This is a genomic window from Emticicia sp. CRIBPO (assembly GCF_009905725.1).
GTDB lineage: Bacteria > Bacteroidota > Bacteroidia > Cytophagales > Spirosomataceae > Leadbetterella.
Map to the genome: position 1 here is coordinate 520,476 of NZ_JAAAKV010000002.1, position 18,147 is coordinate 538,622.

Sequence of the window (18,147 nt, forward strand, 5' to 3'; positions counted from 1 at the left end):
TTGAAAAATCAGGAAGGGAAAAATATTGAAATTAAAGCGAGTATTATTTTATGCAGATCAAAGAATTACTGGAACAAAAACCTGAGGGACAACAAGTTACCATCAAAGGATGGGTAAGAACAAAAAGAGGACAGGCAACCATTGCCTTCATTAATATCAATGATGGCTCTACGATAAATAATATTCAGGCTGTAGCAGAAGAAGGTAAAATTGACCAGGAAATACTTAAAAAAGTAACTACAGGAGCATGTGTGGCCATAAAAGGTGCCCTTGTAGCTTCCGCAGGATCAGGTCAGGCCGTTGAGGTGATTGCCGATTCCATTGAGATATACGGTACAGCCGACGAGACTTTCCCTATGCAGCCGAAAAAGCACAGCATGGAGTTCCTTCGTGAAAAAGCCCACCTGAGATTCCGTACCAATACATTCGGTGCGATTTTCAGGATCAGACACGCCCTGGCATTTGCTGTACATAAATATTACAATGATAACGGATTCTTCTATCTGCATACTCCGATCATCACGGCTTCTGATGCTGAGGGAGCAGGTGAAATGTTCAGAGTGAGTACCTTCGAACCCAACAAAGCTCCGAAAAACGAAGCGGGTGAGGTGGATTTCAGCCAGGACTTCTTTGGCAGAGAAACTTCCCTGACTGTTTCAGGACAACTGGAAGGAGAACTCGGAGCTATGGCTTTGTCAAAAATCTATACGTTCGGACCAACTTTCAGGGCTGAAAACTCGAATACGACCCGTCACCTGGCCGAATTCTGGATGATCGAGCCGGAGGTGGCTTTCTATGAACTGGAAGACAACATGAACCTGGCGGAAGATTTCGTCAAATATGTTATTAACTATGCCCTTGAGAATTGCGTAGATGACCTGAACTTCCTTGAAAAAAGACTTCTGGAAGAAGAAAAAAGCAAGCCTCAGAACGAGCGTTCAGAGTTATCGCTGCTCGAAAAACTGCGTTTTGTGGTTGAAAACAGTTTCGAAAGACTGACTTATACCGAAGCCATTGATATTTTACTCAAATCAAAGGCTAATCAGAAGAAACAATTCCAGTTTCCGGTAAAATGGGGCATTGACCTGCAATCGGAACATGAAAGATACCTGGTGGAGAAACACTTTAAAAAACCGGTTATCCTGACCAACTATCCAAAGGAAATCAAGGCTTTCTATATGAAGCAGGACGAAGACGGAAAAACGGTCAGAGCCATGGACGTGTTGTTCCCTGGCATCGGAGAAATTATCGGCGGCTCGCAAAGGGAAGATGATTATGAAAAACTCGTGACCCGTGTCAAAGAAGTAGGTATTGATCCTGAAAACATCTGGTGGTACCTTGACACCCGTAAATTCGGTTCAGCCCCGCACGCAGGTTTCGGACTTGGATTTGAAAGGCTGGTCTTGTTTGTGACCGGAATGGGTAACATCAGGGATGTGATACCTTTCCCGAGAACTCCGAAAAACGCGGAATTCTGATTTAAAATGCTATATCTCATTAAAAGTTCTCCCGAAACAGGAGAACTTTTAATGAACCATCAATATAAACGGCTGAATGTTTCTTCCCTTACTCATATTTCTTGCAGTAGTCAGTGCCAATGTCATTGTAAGCGTTTACCTAGAACGGAAGGTATCTGCTTTTATACAAGACAGGCTTGGCCCGATGGAAGTAGGAAAATGGGGTTTGCTGCAGTTGTTCGCCGATCTTATCAAATTACTCCAGAAAGAAGACATCATTCCTTCGGCAGTTGACCGTAAATTATTCAAATTTGCACCTTACCTGATTTTTGCAGCCATCTTTGCAGGATATGCCCTGATTCCTATCAGTTCAGACATGCAGGGGGCACATCTCGAAACCGGGGCATTTTTACTGATGTCTGTCATTTCCCTGGATATTATCGGGATTCTGATGGCCGGCTGGTCATCCAACAACAAATACTCACTCATCGGTGCCATGCGTTCTGTGGCCCAGATCATCTCTTACGAAGTACCGCTTGGTCTGTGTATTCTTTGCGTGGTGCTGATATCCCAGTCACTTGACCTTCAGGAAATCAGTTTTCAGCAGGGTATTTTCTCGGCTGATGCCAATTATCTTTTCGGAATTAAAGCCCTGGACATAGAAACAACGGAAGTAGGGGGATTTCTGACCTGGAATATTTTCAGAAGCCCGTTTCTGCTGATTGCCTATGTCATCTTTTTTATAGCCACGCTGGCTGAAGCCAACAGGGCTCCTTTTGACCTTCCGGAAGCCGAATCTGAGCTTATTGCCGGTTTTCATACCGAGTATTCGGGTTTCAGATGGGCCATTCTCTTCCTGGCAGAATATGGCATGATGCTCCTCGTTTCATTTTTAGGGGCGGTGCTTTTCCTGGGCAGCTGGAACTCCCCGCTGCCTAACATCGGCCCCATAAAACTGGCCTACTGGACTTCCGGCGATCCCGGCACCTGGCCGGCTCATTTGTGGGGAGCTTTCTGGATATTCTCCAAAGCTTACCTGGGTGTTTTGATCCAGATGTGGGTCAGATGGACATTACCCCGCCTACGTATCGACCAGCTGATGTACCTTTGCTGGAAAGTGCTGACACCGATCGCACTGGTTTTAGTAGTGATTTCTGCAATATGGAGAATCCTGATGGTTCTTTAATCCATTGAACTATGCCTAAAAACATCTCAAAAGAACTGGAAAAAGAAATCCTGGGCCTTGCCGTCAAGGAAAAAGACAAACTCCTGCTCAGGCTTATCAGTAAAAAACAATTGCTGGTAGATCAGCTCACTTATAAGCTGCTCGAAGATGAGGCTTTTGACCTGAAAGAAAGAAGAAATGCGGTGGCGGCTAAAGTAGAGATGATCTCAGAAACACCGTTTTTTCACAACCAGGAAATATTCAATGCCATCAAATCCCTTAATACGGAAATCGCTTATCACAAAAAGGTAACTTCTGATAAATACGGGGAAGTGGAATTGACCATCTTCATGCTGGTTTCGTTTTTCAGGAAACAACCCAAACTACTGATTCAGAATCAGTTCTCCAGATACAATGAAAAAATGGCCCTGTACCTGGTCAAAAAGATGGTAACTGTGTTGTCAAATATCGAAAAGTTACACGAAGATTACAGGATTGAATTCAATAACGACCTGGAAGAACTCTCTGAATATCTGTATCAGGGCATTACCGGGTTGTATGCCAGACAATTCAATATACCGAAACATTTTTGAAATGAAAAAAGACCTTATTGTCATAAAGTTCGGAACGGCGTCTATCACCAAACCAAACGGTGAACCGGACCAGAATATCATTGCGGATATCGCAGAGCAGGTGGCCGAACTGGCTAAAAAGAACCGAATTGTCATCGTTTCTTCGGGAGCTGTGGGAGCAGGAAAGCATTTTATCAAAAACTACGAGGGCGAGATAAGTCAGCGTAAAGCGGCAGCGGCTATCGGCAACCCCTTGTTGCTGAGCATGTATTCACAGCATTTTGCCAAATTCGGCACCCAGGTGGCTCAAAGTCTGTGTGAGAGGCAACACTTTGCCAACAGGGGGCAATTCCTCCAACTGAAAGAAACTTACCAGGAATTGTGGAAAAACAACATCATCCCTATAGCCAACGAAAATGACGTGGTCAGTAACAGGGAACTCCGGTTTTCGGACAACGACGAGCTCGCTACCTTAATTGCCGGGGGATTCGGGGCCTCTGTCCTGATGATCTGCACAGTAGCCGGTGGTTTACTGGACAAAGAAAAGAAGGTAGTGCCTGAAATCAAAAGCATTAGCGAAGACATCATCGGATTGGTAGATTCTTCCAAATCATCACTCGGACTGGGTGGGATGGCGTCCAAGCTGACATTCACCAAACTGGCCACTAAAATGGGCATCAAGGTGATCATATTCGGTATGGCTAAACCTCAGGGCATCCCGGAGGCCTTAAGTCAGAATTCAGGAAGCACGTTCCTCCCTGAAACCGTCAAACTTTCGGCGAGGAACAAATGGCTGGCCAGTGGTGGCCTGTCTGTAGGTAAACTCATGCTCGACAGCGGGGCTTCAAAGGCCATATTATCCCGGAAGAGCCTCCTGGCTGTGGGCATTAAAAGCCTGGAAGGTGATTTTGGTAAAGGAGAAGTAGTCGAACTTTTAGACGACAAGCTCCAGGTCATTGCCGTAGCCAGGGTCAGAGAGTCGTCAGAAGCCCTCAAAGACAATCCGAAAACACAAAACCTCGTGGTGGCTCATGCCGATGACATTGTGATGCTTTAAATGGTCCGGAGATATCCGGCTTCTATTTCCCGGATATCCTCTATTCTGGCCAGCACTTTAGAAACCATGCTTTGCCTTATTTCCACCTCAAGGCCGCATAAATCATCATAAGTCTGGCTGAGTACCTTCAGTTCGTTTTCCTTAACGACCCTCATGATTTCGTTCATCTTTTCGAAAGTAAACCTGAAAAGATATACCTCTCTGACATATCTGGTAATAATGTCCGCGTCTTCCAGAGCGATCAGGCTGGCTGATTTATAAGCATTGATCAATCCCGGTACGCCGAGCAATGTTCCCCCGAAATAACGGGCCACGACAATCAGCACATTCGTAAGCTTTTTAGATAATATTACGTTCAGAATCGGCTTCCCTGCTGAGCCCGACGGTTCTCCGTCATCATTAGCCCGATAATGGTCTCCTGAAACCCCGATCTGATAGGCATAACAATAATGCCTCGCCTTGGGATACAGCGATTTAGTCTCTTCAATGAGGTCCTTTAGTTTGGTTTCGTCTTCAAACGGGAAAACACAGGCCATAAATTTACTTCCCTTGTCTTTAAACAAACCTTCGTATTTCCCGTTTATGGTAAAATAAATATCATCGTCCGGCATAGCTGCAAATTTAAAAGTATAATGTGATTAATCGGCAAATTTTAAGATTGTACCGTCATTATTCCGGATTTATGTACCATAAACGTTAATAAAGGTCTATGTTTAAATATATTTTTCTAATTTTGAAGTCACAGAAGAGAACTCCATGAAAATATTGGTAATAGAAGATGAAGCGAGAACTGTTCAGTTAATCAGGCAAGGATTAGAAGAACAAGGCTGGGATGTTGATGTAGCCTATGACGGTAATATGGGTTATCAGCTGGCTACAAGGAATGCTTACATTCTTATTATTTCAGACATTATCTTACCCGGCATCAGCGGCCTGGATCTCTGTAAACAGCTCAGAGAAACAGGTGTAATCACGCCTATACTGCTTTTGACTGCATTGGGGACTACAGATGATAAAATTACGGGACTTGACGCCGGAGCAGATGATTACCTGGCCAAACCATTTGAATTCAGGGAATTAATGGCACGCGTCAGGGCTTTAACACGCCGGAATACAGGCTCTTTGCAAACGGAAAACACCCTTAAAATAGCTGACCTCGAGCTTAATCTTGACACCAAGTCGGTAAGCAGGGGCGACAAGGAAATTACCCTGACAGCGAAGGAATTCGGTTTGCTTGAATATTTTATGAGAAACCAGACCCGGGTTATCTCAAAAGCTGAGCTGGCTGAAAAAATCTGGGACGTCACTTTTGACACGGGCACTAATGTCATAGAAGTGTACGTTAATTTTCTCAGGAAAAAAATTGACAGAGATTTTGATCAAAAATTACTTCATACCCAGATCGGCCTGGGGTATGTCTTAAAAATTCCATCATGATAAGTAGTATAAGAACGCGACTTACTTACCAGTTTATTCTGCTGGTGACAGCTATTCTGTTATTTTTCTCGGCAGGGGTCTACTTTTTCAGTAAGCTTTACCTCGAAAAGAGGTTCTATAAGCGACTTCAGGACCGTGCGATTACTACTACGACATTGCTGTTTGACCTTAAGGCTCCCGATACCACGGTTTTGAAACTGGTAGATGTGCCCAGTAAAGAACTGCTGATTGACGAAGCCATTTCAATCTACAATGAAAACTCCAAACAGATCATCTTTTCTACGAATAACCCCGGCTCCGATTTTCATCAGCGGTTTATCCAGGGCTTTAAACCTGACCAGGAATCAGTATTCAGAACCATTGGTGAGTACCAGATCCTTGGCATACGCCTGAAAAGGGGTAAACAAAGCAATTGGGTGATCGTCAGTGCAATCGACATCAACGGCATAGAAGCCCTCGAAGATCTGAGGAAAATCCTGATCGTCATGGTCATCGCCGGGGCTTTGCTCCTGGCCATTCTGGGTTGGTTGTTTGCCGACAGGGCCATCTCTCCTATTGCGGATATTATTACACAGGTCAATTCCATCTTTCCGAATAACACCAAAAAACGACTGAAATATCCGAATCAGCAAGATGAGATCGGTGCTTTGGTACGGACCTTCAATGAAATGCTGGAAAGGGTGGAACAGGCCCTGGTGACCCAGAAAATGTTTATTGCCAATGTTTCTCATGAGCTCAAAAACCCGTTGACTAAAATCTATGCCCAGATCGACCTGACGCTTCTGAAAAGACGCAGTCCGGAAGAATATGAAGGCAACCTGGCTTCGTTGAAAGACGATACCAAAACGCTTATCCAGCTTACAAATACTTTACTCGACCTGGCTCAGACAGTCATTAATTCAGATACCCTGAAGTTTGCCCCGGTCAGGATTGACGAGCTGCTTTGGGAGGCCAGGTCTCAGGTCCAGAAATGGCATGAAGGTTATAAAATCCAGTTGATTTTCAATGATTTTCCGGAAGACGAAAATACTTTACTTCTTCATGGCAATGAAGCTTCTCTTAAAGTAGTCCTGATGAATCTGATTGAAAATGCCTGTAAATTCTCCAGTAACAATACGGCCATTGTTGAATTTTCTGTAAAAACGGATCAGATTGTTATATCTGTGTTTAATGAAGGCCCTGAAATACCTGTCGAAGACCTTAAACACATTTTTCAGCCTTTTTACAGGAGCCGTGCAACAGCTGATGCCAACAAAGGCCACGGAGTCGGTCTGGCGATCGTGCTGCACATTACCAAAGTACATCAGGGAGAAATCATTGTGGACTCAACAGCCAAAGGGACGACTTTTACCCTGAAGTTTCCGGTCCGCAAGCCGCCAGTAGCGGTAGAAGCACCCACAATAAAAATATAACTAACTCATTATCAATCAATAAAATGCATTTTCTGAATTTTAAGGTAAATTTAAAGTCAGATTAATGTCTGTTTAATATCGTTTTCATTAGTTTGTACTTAATAGCTGGCAGTCATGGAGAATAAAAATAATAAACAAGGACTTTTCAAGATCACTTCCGGGATCATGATCGGAGTGGTGACCTTGCTGGGGTACTTGTTCATGGGAGCACGAAATGAGACGTTCGAGCTTCAGAAATCATTAACTACAAAGGTCGAAGAGCTATCATCCACACAAATAAAACTCGACTCTATAATCCACACACTTGATAATAAAATGGCTGAAATTATTCAGCTTGGCGGAAATATCGCCGAATTGCAAACCATCAAAAAAAGTGTGGAAAGCGATAAAGCGAAACTGAAGTCAGACCTTAGTTTTTCAGTGAAGAAATACAGTATCAAGATCAGGGAATACGAAAAATTTCTGACACTGAAAGACAAGGACATTTCGAAACTCAAAGAAGAATACGACCGTTTGCTGGTTTTGAATGAAGCTTTGAAGGCCGAGAAACAGGAAATAGTGGATGAAAATACAGGACTCAGATTTGAAAAAGAAACTTTGAGAAGTGCAGTAGCTGAGTACTCTGCTCAAAACGAAGATCTGAGAAGAAAGGTAAATTTAGCAGCTGCCATGAAAGCCATAAATGTCCAGGTTACCGCCTTATCATCTAAAGGCAGGGAACGGGACGGGGGAGCCTACAGGGCTTCCAGAATTTATCGCCTCAAAGTCAGCTTTATGCTCCCTTCCAATCCTCTGGCAGCTCGAAATAACAAAGATATCTACGTCAGGATCATTGACTCAAATGGCGGGGTAGTGAATGAAGCTGCAAGGCCCGGCACCTTCTGGTTTGAAGGTAGAGAATTGGGCTACAGCACTCATCAGATTGTCCCGTTTGAGAACAACGATCAGAAGGTTGATATTATTTATGGTAAGGGTAATGCATACCAGCCAGGCAAATATAGCGTTGAATTATATACAGAAGGCTTCAAGATTGGTAATGGCCAGTTTGTTGTCAACTGATTCCGGAAGGAATTAAACAGCTGGAAGCGTCATGAAAACATTGAATATAATACAGAAAATAGCCCTTGAGGTATTGCATTTATTTATAGATTTTATCTCGTTCTATGGTAAAATCGTCCTGAATGAATTCAGCAAATTCCCGCGGTCTTATGCTGCCCTTATTTACTTGTTTTTATCCATGGCGTTCTGTTATTACCCGGTTTTTGACCACTGGCTTACGGGATTCATCATGATGAGTCTGCCACTTGCGATATTATCGGGATTTATTGCCAGTTGTTATCTGTTCTTCAAAAAACAGAAAGTATTTGCTACCGCAGGGATCATCTGGGTATTGTTTACCCTGCCTGTTGTTCAAAGACTTGTGGGAAGCGGCAAAATTGACGCTCCTGATGCCCCCTCTCTCAGGGTACTGAGTTTTAACGGGGAGTGTTTCCAGGAACCTGACCATAATAAAAAAATTGACTTCGCTTCGTTAAGATCCGACATAGCCTGTTTCCAGGAGTATTCGCACAACGAAGAGATAGAAAAACAATACCAATCCAAAACAGTAAATTTAACCGATTTCGATCACGACAGGGCCATCGGACTGGCCCTGTTTTCTCAGTATCCCATAGTCAAGGAGTACAGCAAAATATGGGACCGCCAGGGACAACCTAATATCAATGGCTACCTTTGTGCTGATATTGCCTACGGCTGTGATACCGTCCGTGTGGTCAATGTACACCTTTGGTCCATGGGTGTCAGAACCGAGAATGCGTTCCAGGCCTTTGTCAATGCGGACCTTAAGACCTTTACGTATGAGATTTTTGACACTTTCAACCGTCTGAAAAAGGGATTTGAGAAACGTAAGGAACAAATTGAGGAGGTAGAGTCCTTTGTGGCCGGCAGCAGGTATCCTGTCATCATCTGCGGGGATTTTAATGAAATACCTTTCGGATATTCCTACGGAAAACTTAAACTGAACTTCAGAAACGCCTTTGAAGAAGCCGGACAGGGTCTGGGTTTTACCTTAAACAGGCATCCGTATTTTGTCAGGATCGACCAGCAGTTCTTCAGTTCCGACTGGTACATCCAATCCTACAAAACCATGTCTGACATCACTTTTTCCGATCACTTCCCGGTGATCGGCGAGTACACCCTGAAAAAGTCCATCGATTCTCCGAAGAACCTGCTTTCCCAGCAGAAATCGAGGTCTATCTTCCCTATCAATCTTTAAAACTTCAATCATTAAAATATTGGGGTTTGGAAATTGGGATGTAGCTTTGCAGTTCTGAAAACACTGTCTCGCATATTGACACTTTCTCTTATTGGTCTGATGCTTACCAAGACCATGATTGTGCCTGTGTTGTTTTTAGACTACGAACTGCGTAAGGATTTTATCATCAAAAACTATTGTGTTAACAAAAACCGTCCTGAAATGCATTGCGACGGTAAGTGTTACCTGGCCAAACGCATCAAAAGTGCCGAGGAGAAAGATGAAAAACAAGCCACGGATCAGTTTGTCCACCAGTTGTTTTCACAGGAAAGTAACACCCACTCTGCTGATTATTCGGTAGAGTTTTCGGTTGTCACCATATCGATTGAGCCGGTCAATAACTTTAACTACCAGTCTCCGGCTTTCCAGCAGTCTTTTTGCACGATCTTCCACCCTCCTCAGTCCTGAGTCACTCTTCTTCTTGAAATCAATTTTAGCAGCTTTCCTTTAAGGGAACAAGCTCAGTGTATCCATTTTCAAGATTTCCATGTCAAAAAAGTATAAAAAGGGTCTTCCAAAGATGGCCCAAAAAACCTTGTTGAAAGAAACGAGGAAAATCCGGTTTGAGGGAGACCGCCAAAGAAGTGTGCCTCCGCAAAAATCGGTCATTAAAAAATTGGTATCAAAATTCTTAAAAATATTCAGAAAATGAATTCTTTCAAAATAGCTCTCCTGGGTCTTCTGTGGATGACCCTCCTGTTTTCATGCGATTCTGCAGCAGAAACGATCAGCCCCGGCGATAAAAATAACATGATCATTGAGTTTGACCAGTATGTCGGAAATGAAAAACTGGTACTCAATTCAAAAACCTACAAAAACACGGCCGGGGAAGATTTCACGATCAGCACCCTCAATTTCTTTGTGAGTAACATCGCACTGAAAAAATCAGACGGAACAGAAGTTACTTTTCCGGATCAGTATTTCCTGGTTCGCCAGGCAGATGCAGCAAGCCTTAAGCTCACCCTGAAGGATGTTCCGGCAGCTGATTATACTTCTGTGCGATACACCATCGGAGTAGACAGTCTCAAAAGTGTATCTGACCTGTCGCAGCGGAAAGGGGTTCTGGATCCGGCAAGTTACGGGAATGACAACATGTACTGGTCATGGAACTCCGGGTACATTTTCTTTAAGATAGAAGGCTCTTCACCCCTGTCTTCAGATCCTGCCAAAGTCTTCATGTACCATGTGGGAGGTTATGGGGGGTATACCGGCAAAACACCCAATAACCTGAGGACCATTACTGCGGATTTCGGAGGAAATACAGCAACAGTCAGAAAAGACATCTCTCCTACCGTGCATATCATTACAGATGCGGGCCAGGTATTTTCGGCGGGTCTGAGAATTTCAACGACCAGTATGATTCACAGCCCGGCAGCGGCCAAACCAGTGGCCGACGGCTACGTTAATATGTTCAAAGTTGATCATGTTCATAATGACAAACATGACCATAAAGAATAACCCAAAAAGGCTGGGAGTCTGCCTCACGATTAGTTTTGGCATATGGCTGGTCTCTTGTACCCTTGCGGGAAAGGAGACCGGCCCTTCCGGATTGTTTTCTGTTCCTGAAGGTTTTCCTGAGCCGGTTTATAACCTGGCGGTCAACCCTGTGACAGAAGACGGTTTTCAGCTGGGGAAAAAACTGTTTTTTGACGGGCGACTTTCAAGAGACGGCACGATCTCCTGTGGTGAGTGCCACAACCAGGCCCATTCTTTTACCCATCATGGCCATGGTTTCAGTCATGGGATTGACGGCAAAGAAGGTTTCAGAAACGCTCAGCCTATTGTCAATGTAGCCTGGCAGAACAGTTTCTTCTGGGATGGCGGGGTCTTTAACCTCGACCTTTTTGCCATTGCCCCCATTGAAAACCCGGTGGAAATGGATGAGAAGTTTCCGAATGTCATCGAAAAACTGAAGAAGTCGGAAGACTACCCGAAGCTGTTTAAAAAAGCTTTCGGAACAGAAGAAGTGACTTCTGAAAGGTTCCTGAAAGCCCTTTCCCAGTATATGCTCAGCCTGGTCTCCGCCAATTCGAGATATGATCAGTACCTGGCCGGAAAAGCCCGACTGACAGAAACTGAGATGAAAGGGCTGGCCCTGTTCAAGGAAAAAGGCTGCAACACCTGCCACAGCGGAATCCTCTTTACCGATCATAGTTTCAGAAGCAACGGCCTGGCTGCTGAATACACCGGGGACCTCGGCAGATTCCGGATCACAGAAAATGAATCGGATAAAAACAAGTTCAAAGTGCCGACGCTGAGAAATATAGAGGTCACTTATCCTTATATGCACGACGGTCGTTTCAGAAATCTGGAGGGGGTACTGGAACACTATGCGGATGGTGTTCAGGAGGTTGACAATCTGGATCCGGCCCTGAAAAAGAATCCAAAACCAGGTATAGCGTTGACAAAAGAACAGCAGGGACAAATCATTGCTTTTCTGAAAACACTGACCGATACAGAATTTCTGAATAACAAAAGGTTTTCCAAATTCTGATCATATAAACAAACATCAAAATGAAAAAAATACTATTTCTGCTGATGCTTCTGGGCCTGACAAGCCCGGAAGTTTCGGCTTGTGACATCTGCGGATGCGGAAACGGCGGCTCTTTTTTTGGTATCCTGCCTCAATCCCACCTGAGGTTCGGAGGAGTCAGGTACCGGACCAAAAACTTTGACTCTCATCTTAACAGCGAGTTTCTGAGGACAAAGGAAAACTTTCAGACAGCAGAGCTCTGGACACGCTTTTATCCGCTGAAACGGACCCAGTTGATGGTTTTTGTACCTTACAGTGTCAATGCCCAGACCATCATGCGAACCAGCGAAACCATCAGGATACATGGACTGGGAGACATGTCGGCATTGATGCATTACAGCATTCTGAATACTTTTTATGACACCACAGCCCATCAGCTGGATCAGATCTGGTTGCTTGGCGGTGGCATTAAACTGCCCACCGGGAAATACAAATTTGATGAAAACGGTTCAGAAGTAGCCAACGCCAATTTTCAGCTGGGCTCAGGCAGTACCGATTTTATGATTAACTCCATTTATACGCTCAGAAAAAGCAGTTACGGAATCAACATGGACGTTACCTATAAAATCAATACGACCAACCGGAATGATTACAGGTTTGCCAACCGCCTCAACGGCTCTTTGTCGTTTTTCTACACCAGGTATTTCGGTTCATTAACGCTAATGCCAAATGCAGGATTCTATGCCGAACATGCCGGCTACGATCAGAAAAACGGGACAGATAATACTTTTACCGGGGGCACGATGGCTACCGGGAACATCGGGATGGAGACTTATTATAAAAAGTTTTCCGCGGGATTTGTGTACCAGCTGCCTGTCTATCAGAACCTTTCGGATGGAGATCTGAAGCTAAAAAACAGCTTTTCAGTGCACATTACCAGACTTTTTTAGTTAGATTAACCAATCGGAATGCTGAAACATGCGTTTAATAAGTAATAAGATGAGTAAATCAATGAAATTTCAGGTGCTGTTGTGTTGTTCAGTCTTTCTTTTTTGTGGTTTTTCAAGGTATGAAAAACCGAAGAATACAGAAGGTACGGTGATATTGAAATTTAATAACCTGTTCAATAAAGAAGCCCTCGATTTTGAAAAGGCATATACCAATGCTCACGGAGAAAAGGTAAAATTTACTTTACTCAACTATTTTATCAGCAATATCAAACTGACAAAAGAGGACGGTTCTACGTATGCAGTTCCCCAGGACAGCTCCTATTTTCTGGTTAAACAATCTGATCCGGCCTCTAAAGAGATTACACTGAATCATATTCCTTCCGGAAAATATTCAGCCCTTACTTTCACCATCGGAGTGGACAGCCTCCGCAATACCATGGGCATCGGCAGCAGAACCGGGGCTCTGGATGTAGGAGCCACGGCCAAAGGGATGTACTGGGTCTGGAATTCGGGGTACATTTTCTTCAAGCTGGAGGGGACTTCACCTGCTGCACCCGAGAAGCAGAAGAACGTGTTTAATTACCATATCGGCGGCTTCGGCGGGTACAGGTCAAAGACCATGAATAATATCAAAACAAGAACGCTGGCGTTTAAACCCGTGGTGGTCTCCAACAGAAAAGGGCCAGTTATTGATATCAATGTGGAGATAGATCATTTCTTTGACCAGGTCAACCCCATTAAAATAGCCGAGAAGTCGTCTGTAATGTGGGGAGAGTTTTCGACAAAGATTTCAGAAAACTATGTTTCCATATTTAACCTCGGCAATGTCTCATCAAAGTAAACAGCGATGTTCAAGCATAAAAAAGTATTGATTTCATTGTGTATATCTGCTTATCTGGCAATCAGTGCCTTTCAGATAAGCAATATACAACGTACTTTTTTTAAGCCGGAGATTCCTTCCAATTTCCCGCCACCGGTGTATGAACTCAAAGCCAATCCCCTGACAGAAGAAGGCATCGAACTGGGCAGGACTTTGTTTTATGACCCCATCCTTTCAAGCGACGGCTCTACTTCATGCGGCTCATGTCATCAGCAGTTTGCGGCTTTTGCCCACCAGGACCATCCGATGAGCCATGGGGTTGACAACCAGTTTGGCCGCAGAAATGCCCTGCCCCTGTTTAATCTTCTGTTCAGCAAGACTTTTTTCTGGGACGGAGGCGTGCACAGCCTGGACTTCTCTCCCTTAAATGCCCTCGAGAACGAAGTGGAGCTCAATGAACAACTTGATAATGTCCTCAAAAAACTCAATGACTCAGAAGAATACAGGGACAAATTCAAAAAGGCTTTCGGCGTAAGTGAAATTACTTCCAAAGTGTTTTTACAAAGCCTGACCCAGTTCATGGCTACCCTGGTATCGGCCAATAGCCGTTATGATAAGTTTATCAGAAACGAAGGCGGTCTACTGACAGCTGAAGAAAAAGAAGGGCTGGAGCTTTTCGAACAAAAATGCAGTTCATGCCATGCCACCGGTTTATTTACCGACGGTTCATTCCGGAACAACGGCGTACCCAACAATTACCGTTTTGACAAAGGTCGTGAGGAGATTACACTGAATGCGTCTGACAGGGGTAAATATAAAGTACCCAGTCTCCGGAATATTGAATTTACAGCCCCTTATATGCATGACGGCAGCATCTCAAGCCTTGAAAAAGTACTGGATCATTATACTTCGGGAGTAGAACAAAGTGCAACACTTGACCCTCTTTTAAAACAAAACAATCAGCCCGGTCTGGCCATAACGGACCCGGAAAAGAAGAAAATCATTGCTTTTCTGATGACCTTGTCAGACCGGGAATTTATCACTGATAAGAGATTCTCCGAGCCGGAGTTATTCTTAAATACACCAAAACCAAATGAAAAAAATCATTCTCATACTAATAACAGGTAGCTTCCTGATGTCCTGCGGTAAGTCTTCGGAAAAGAAAGAAGCGGATACAGGTCATGAAATGCATCATCAGAAAGGATCTTCCGCTGGAGGGTACATCGACAGCCTGAATACCGGGCTGATCAAAGAAGATACCCTGAAAGGCAGTCCTTCAAGGGTGGTGATGAATACGGTGGGCAACGCACACCTCCATATCACCTATCATTCGCCGGGCGTCAAAGGCCGGGTAATCTGGGGTGGGCTGGTTCCTTATGACCAGGTGTGGGTCACCGGGGCACATGATGCCACCAGTTTGCAGATCATCAACCCGGTCATGATAGACGGCCGGAAAATAGAATCCGGGACCTACGCCATTTTCACCATTCCCGGTAAGCAGGAGTGGGTATTTATCCTGAATAAAAATTACAAACAGCACCTTGCAGATGATTATAAAGCTGCTGAAGATGTGCTTCGGGTAAAAGTAAGTCCACTTATTTCCCCTATGACACAAAGGCTGGCCTATGCCGTAAGTGCTACAAGTGACAGCACCGGGATCATCAGCATGAGCTGGGAAAAACTCAAAATCGAAGTCCCTTTCAGTACGATAAAGTAACTTACCCGGAAATTCCCTCTTTCAGTCCTCTCAGAAATTTCTGAGAGGACTGTTTTTATATGGCAAGGTATCTCCGGCAAACAACAATTCCCTGCCCTTCAATAAATTACTTATTATAAATAGATGCATGATCCGCCGGATGTTTTAAATTTGTGTGTTTAAAACCTCAGTATCAACAACAATACCAATGAAAATAACCCGTAAAACCGCCCTCAGCTCCATATTCGGAAGTCTTTTAGCCATTCCTTCTTTCGGTAAAAAACCGAAGAGCAAAGACCTGGAAGAATTCAGGACAGAGTTTCTGCAGGCCTGGGCACGATCAGAAGAATATACCCTTAAGCTTTTCAACCAGGTTAAGCCGGAGTTGCTTGACTATAAATACACACCGGAATCATTTTCTTTCAGGACGCAGTTTGTACACTGCATCGTTTTCAATTCCCTTCAGCTTTGCGGCAGACTGAACGTTCCGAATCCTTATAAAGATAAAAACAACTCTCACTGGTCAGCCCTGAGCAAAGAACAACTGGCTGAGGAACTGAAAGGATTCTATCAGTTTGTAGGCACCCTGGTCAAAAACGCTGATGATAAAACTCTGATGAAAGAACATGGTTTTTCCGGCGGACCGATCCCGATGTGGCGATTATTTTATGCGATGGAAAACCACATCATCCACCACCGCGGCCAGGCCCTTTGTTACCTGCGGTTAAACGGCATCACTCCCGAAGGATTTGTGGGCTGGTAATACAGCTCCTTAATTTTTTGGCTGATAAATATCCGGACAGCATAATACAGCCCTGTGTACCTGTCCGGATATTTTGCGTTCTACCCATTCAATTACCGGGTTGGAGCCCCTCCGTACCAGCTCAAAGCCACTTCGTACCGGCTCGGGACCACTCGAGACCGGCTCCAGGCCACTTTACACAAACTTAACATAGCGGCTTGATTTTTCTTCGTAATTTTCGCGGTCATAGTCAATATTCAGTATCATTGAAATCCGTATGGGAATAATCAGAAAACCTGATTTATGGTTACATTTCCTGCTATACCTGCTCTTTTTCCCGGCGGTTTCACAGCAAAAGACCGCTTCAAAAAAAGAAGCATACCAGGCTGAACTACTCCGGTTAAAAGACGAAAAACAGAAAAGCAGGGTTTTGAATGATCTCGCTGCAGAATTGCTGAACAATGCCCCGGATTCTGCTTTCAAATATGCCAGACAAGCCCAGAAAATCGCTTTAAAGCTGGAACAGAAAGATGAGCTGGCCCGGAGTTTTATGATTTCAGGGAATGTCTTTTACAACCAGGGGATTTTCAGCAGGGCCATTGAAGACTTCATCAAGGCACTTCAGCATTATCAGATCACCAACAACAAAAAGGGCCTGGCTGAAATTCACCAGGACCTCGGGCTTGCGTATCACTATTCTAAAAAACCGGACGTAGCCCTGACTCATTACCGGAAATCACTTTCACTCTTTCAAAATCTTAATGATGAAACCGGTGTTGCCGGGACTTTAAGTTATATAGGACACATTTTTGAGAAAAACCTTCAATACCAAAAGGCCCTCGAATACCAGCAAAAGGCCTTAAAAACCTACGAAAAACTTAATAACAATGCCGGAATCGCCAAAGTTATGGATGACATCGGCAGCATTTACGAAGACTGGCAGGACTACGGCAAAGCCTTTCAGTATTTTTCAAAAGCCCTGGAAATCAATCTGAGAATAGACAACCAGATAGCCGCCATCATCGACCTTAACAACATCGGGGATATTTACCAGAAACAGGGGAAGTATGCCGAAGGCCTTAGCTACACCTTCAGAAGCCTGGAACTCTCCAGGAAACTTCATCAGAAATACCAGCTGAGGAGTGCCTACCGGGACGTCTCTCAAACCTACTTTTTCCTCAAGGATTATCAGAAAGCCTATGCTTATCTTGATTCTTCATACACCATCTACGGTGAAGTTTATAATGTGGAGACCGCACAGCAGATTGCCCAGATGCAGATCATTTATGAAACCCAGGAAAAGGACAAGGAAATAGCCCTGCTTGAAACCAATAAGAGATTTAACAGGCTGCTCATTTATATTTTTATCGGGGTAATCATCATCATCTGTTGTTTCAGCCTGGTGATTTTTAACCGGCAAAGGCTCCTCATCCTCAAAAATAAAAAGATCCTGGAACAGAATCAGCGGATTTATGCAGCTGAACTGGAGAACACACAATTGAAAGAACAGAAACTGCAGGGTGAACTTGAAATGAGGAGCCGTGAACTGACAGGACGGACCTTGCTCATCATCCAGAAAAATGAAATACTGGTAGAACTTCTTGACAAAATCCAGTTAACTCTACGCAAAAAAGACGAAGAAAAAGATGCCGAACTGAAAAAACTCATCCGGCTCATAGAACACAGCACCCAGCTGGAAAAAGACTGGAACGAATTTAAGCTGGCTTTTGAACAGGTGCATGGTGAGTTCTTTGCCAAACTGCAGGAAAAATACCCGGATCTAACGTCAGGAGAACTACGGCTGTGTGCATTACTCCGGTTGAATATGGATACCAAAGACCTCATCACCACCCTCGGAATTTCGCAGGACAGCCTCCGCGTAAACCGCCACCGCCTGAGAAAAAAACTCAGCCTCAGCCAGGGTGACAGCCTCACACATTTTATCATGAGCATTTAAATACCCTTTATATTAACTGAATATTAAGCCCCGCCATTCAATATTATCTAACTGTTATTGCTGCCTTTTTGTAACGCCCGTTTTCGGCTTATTCG

Annotated in this window: 18 protein-coding genes; 17 read left to right on the forward strand and 1 reads right to left on the reverse strand. The window is 44.1% G+C overall.

The genetic code is table 11. The features are described from left to right. Nucleotides 1-50 precede the first annotated feature (50 nt). From asnS to proB, 4 genes are all read left to right on the forward strand, one after another. On the forward strand, nt 51-1,478 hold the full coding sequence (gene asnS / locus GVN16_RS06165; RefSeq protein ID WP_166562972.1) for an asparagine--tRNA ligase: 1,428 nt from the start codon (nt 51-53) through the stop codon (nt 1,476-1,478). 76 nt (nt 1,479-1,554) lie between these two features. Next, nucleotides 1,555-2,643 carry a complex I subunit 1 family protein gene (locus GVN16_RS06170; protein WP_166562973.1) on the forward strand — a complete coding sequence of 363 codons (1,089 nt, stop codon included), beginning with the start codon at nt 1,555-1,557 and terminating at the stop codon, nt 2,641-2,643. A gap of 11 nt (nt 2,644-2,654) precedes the next feature. Further along, a complete protein-coding gene (locus GVN16_RS06175; RefSeq protein ID WP_166562974.1) occupies nt 2,655-3,215 on the forward strand; it encodes a hypothetical protein in 561 nt (186 codons plus the stop codon). 1 nt (nt 3,216) lies between these two features. Further along, nucleotides 3,217-4,251 carry a glutamate 5-kinase gene (gene proB, locus GVN16_RS06180; RefSeq protein ID WP_166562975.1) on the forward strand — a complete coding sequence of 345 codons (1,035 nt, stop codon included), beginning with the start codon at nt 3,217-3,219 and terminating at the stop codon, nt 4,249-4,251. Here proB and GVN16_RS06185 read toward each other — a convergent pair. Next, on the reverse strand, nt 4,248-4,862 hold the full coding sequence (locus tag GVN16_RS06185; protein ID WP_166562976.1) for a YigZ family protein: 615 nt from the start codon (nt 4,860-4,862) through the stop codon (nt 4,248-4,250). The genes proB and GVN16_RS06185 overlap by 4 nt on opposite strands. A 145-nt stretch (nt 4,863-5,007) precedes the next feature. On the opposite strand from GVN16_RS06185, the gene GVN16_RS06190 reads away from it, so the two are divergent. The 13 genes from GVN16_RS06190 (at nt 5,008) to GVN16_RS06250 (ending at nt 18,052) form a co-directional block, all read left to right on the forward strand. Then, nucleotides 5,008-5,688, forward strand: coding sequence for a response regulator transcription factor (locus tag GVN16_RS06190; RefSeq protein ID WP_166562977.1), 681 nt, complete (start codon nt 5,008-5,010; stop codon nt 5,686-5,688). After that, complete coding sequence (locus tag GVN16_RS06195) at nt 5,685-7,100, forward strand: HAMP domain-containing sensor histidine kinase (protein ID WP_205748793.1); 1,416 nt, start codon at nt 5,685-5,687, stop codon at nt 7,098-7,100. Before GVN16_RS06190 ends, GVN16_RS06195 begins: the two co-directional genes overlap by 4 nt. 114 nt (nt 7,101-7,214) lie before the next feature. Continuing rightward, a complete protein-coding gene (locus GVN16_RS06200) occupies nt 7,215-8,159 on the forward strand; it encodes a hypothetical protein (protein WP_166562978.1) in 945 nt (314 codons plus the stop codon). Nucleotides 8,160-8,190: 31 nt separating this feature from the next. Then, on the forward strand, nt 8,191-9,375 hold the full coding sequence (locus GVN16_RS06205) for an endonuclease/exonuclease/phosphatase family protein (protein ID WP_166562979.1): 1,185 nt from the start codon (nt 8,191-8,193) through the stop codon (nt 9,373-9,375). A 75-nt stretch (nt 9,376-9,450) separates the two neighbouring features. Next, a complete protein-coding gene (locus GVN16_RS06210; protein WP_166562980.1) occupies nt 9,451-9,822 on the forward strand; it encodes a hypothetical protein in 372 nt (123 codons plus the stop codon). A 240-nt stretch (nt 9,823-10,062) separates the two neighbouring features. Next, nucleotides 10,063-10,872: an MbnP family protein gene (locus GVN16_RS06215; RefSeq protein WP_166562981.1), complete on the forward strand. Its 810-nt coding sequence runs from the start codon at nt 10,063-10,065 to the stop codon at nt 10,870-10,872. After that, nucleotides 10,856-11,908 carry a cytochrome-c peroxidase gene (locus GVN16_RS06220; protein ID WP_166562982.1) on the forward strand — a complete coding sequence of 351 codons (1,053 nt, stop codon included), beginning with the start codon at nt 10,856-10,858 and terminating at the stop codon, nt 11,906-11,908. The genes GVN16_RS06215 and GVN16_RS06220 overlap by 17 nt, the downstream gene beginning before the upstream one ends. A gap of 20 nt (nt 11,909-11,928) precedes the next feature. After that, nucleotides 11,929-12,837, forward strand: coding sequence for a hypothetical protein (locus GVN16_RS06225; RefSeq protein ID WP_166562983.1), 909 nt, complete (start codon nt 11,929-11,931; stop codon nt 12,835-12,837). Between the two features lie 49 nt (nt 12,838-12,886). Then, complete coding sequence (locus GVN16_RS06230) at nt 12,887-13,678, forward strand: MbnP family protein (protein ID WP_166562984.1); 792 nt, start codon at nt 12,887-12,889, stop codon at nt 13,676-13,678. Between the two features lie 6 nt (nt 13,679-13,684). Next, on the forward strand, nt 13,685-14,785 hold the full coding sequence (locus GVN16_RS06235; protein ID WP_166562985.1) for a cytochrome-c peroxidase: 1,101 nt from the start codon (nt 13,685-13,687) through the stop codon (nt 14,783-14,785). Beyond that, the gene (locus GVN16_RS06240; RefSeq protein WP_166562986.1) at nt 14,751-15,374 is read left to right on the forward strand and encodes a DUF2911 domain-containing protein; all 624 of its coding nucleotides are present in this window, start codon (nt 14,751-14,753) and stop codon (nt 15,372-15,374) included. The genes GVN16_RS06235 and GVN16_RS06240 overlap by 35 nt, the downstream gene beginning before the upstream one ends. A gap of 187 nt (nt 15,375-15,561) precedes the next feature. Beyond that, entirely contained in the window at nt 15,562-16,116 is a 555-nt protein-coding gene (locus GVN16_RS06245) for a DinB family protein (RefSeq protein ID WP_166562987.1), read from the forward strand. A gap of 256 nt (nt 16,117-16,372) precedes the next feature. Then, on the forward strand, nt 16,373-18,052 hold the full coding sequence (locus tag GVN16_RS06250) for a tetratricopeptide repeat protein (protein ID WP_166562988.1): 1,680 nt from the start codon (nt 16,373-16,375) through the stop codon (nt 18,050-18,052). Nucleotides 18,053-18,147 lie beyond the last annotated feature (95 nt).

Excerpts from the sequence above, each read along its gene's own strand:
- GVN16_RS06225 (WP_166562983.1), top strand. The coding sequence starts at position 11,929 with ATGAAAAAAATACTATTTCTGCTGATGCTTCTGGGCCTGACAAGCCCG.
- GVN16_RS06170 (WP_166562973.1), top strand. The coding sequence starts at position 1,555 with ATGTTTCTTCCCTTACTCATATTTCTTGCAGTAGTCAGTGCCAATGTC.
- GVN16_RS06245 (WP_166562987.1), top strand. The coding sequence starts at position 15,562 with ATGAAAATAACCCGTAAAACCGCCCTCAGCTCCATATTCGGAAGTCTT.
- GVN16_RS06250 (WP_166562988.1), top strand. The coding sequence starts at position 16,373 with ATGGGAATAATCAGAAAACCTGATTTATGGTTACATTTCCTGCTATAC.
- GVN16_RS06195 (WP_205748793.1), top strand. The coding sequence starts at position 5,685 with ATGATAAGTAGTATAAGAACGCGACTTACTTACCAGTTTATTCTGCTG.
- GVN16_RS06240 (WP_166562986.1), top strand. The coding sequence starts at position 14,751 with ATGAAAAAAATCATTCTCATACTAATAACAGGTAGCTTCCTGATGTCC.
- GVN16_RS06230 (WP_166562984.1), top strand. The coding sequence starts at position 12,887 with ATGAGTAAATCAATGAAATTTCAGGTGCTGTTGTGTTGTTCAGTCTTT.
- GVN16_RS06185 (WP_166562976.1), bottom strand. The coding sequence starts at position 4,862 with ATGCCGGACGATGATATTTATTTTACCATAAACGGGAAATACGAAGGT.
- GVN16_RS06190 (WP_166562977.1), top strand. The coding sequence starts at position 5,008 with ATGAAAATATTGGTAATAGAAGATGAAGCGAGAACTGTTCAGTTAATC.
- proB (WP_166562975.1), top strand. The coding sequence starts at position 3,217 with ATGAAAAAAGACCTTATTGTCATAAAGTTCGGAACGGCGTCTATCACC.
- GVN16_RS06215 (WP_166562981.1), top strand. The coding sequence starts at position 10,063 with ATGAATTCTTTCAAAATAGCTCTCCTGGGTCTTCTGTGGATGACCCTC.
- GVN16_RS06205 (WP_166562979.1), top strand. The coding sequence starts at position 8,191 with ATGAAAACATTGAATATAATACAGAAAATAGCCCTTGAGGTATTGCAT.
- GVN16_RS06175 (WP_166562974.1), top strand. The coding sequence starts at position 2,655 with ATGCCTAAAAACATCTCAAAAGAACTGGAAAAAGAAATCCTGGGCCTT.
- GVN16_RS06235 (WP_166562985.1), top strand. The coding sequence starts at position 13,685 with ATGTTCAAGCATAAAAAAGTATTGATTTCATTGTGTATATCTGCTTAT.
- asnS (WP_166562972.1), top strand. The coding sequence starts at position 51 with ATGCAGATCAAAGAATTACTGGAACAAAAACCTGAGGGACAACAAGTT.
- GVN16_RS06220 (WP_166562982.1), top strand. The coding sequence starts at position 10,856 with ATGACCATAAAGAATAACCCAAAAAGGCTGGGAGTCTGCCTCACGATT.
- GVN16_RS06200 (WP_166562978.1), top strand. The coding sequence starts at position 7,215 with ATGGAGAATAAAAATAATAAACAAGGACTTTTCAAGATCACTTCCGGG.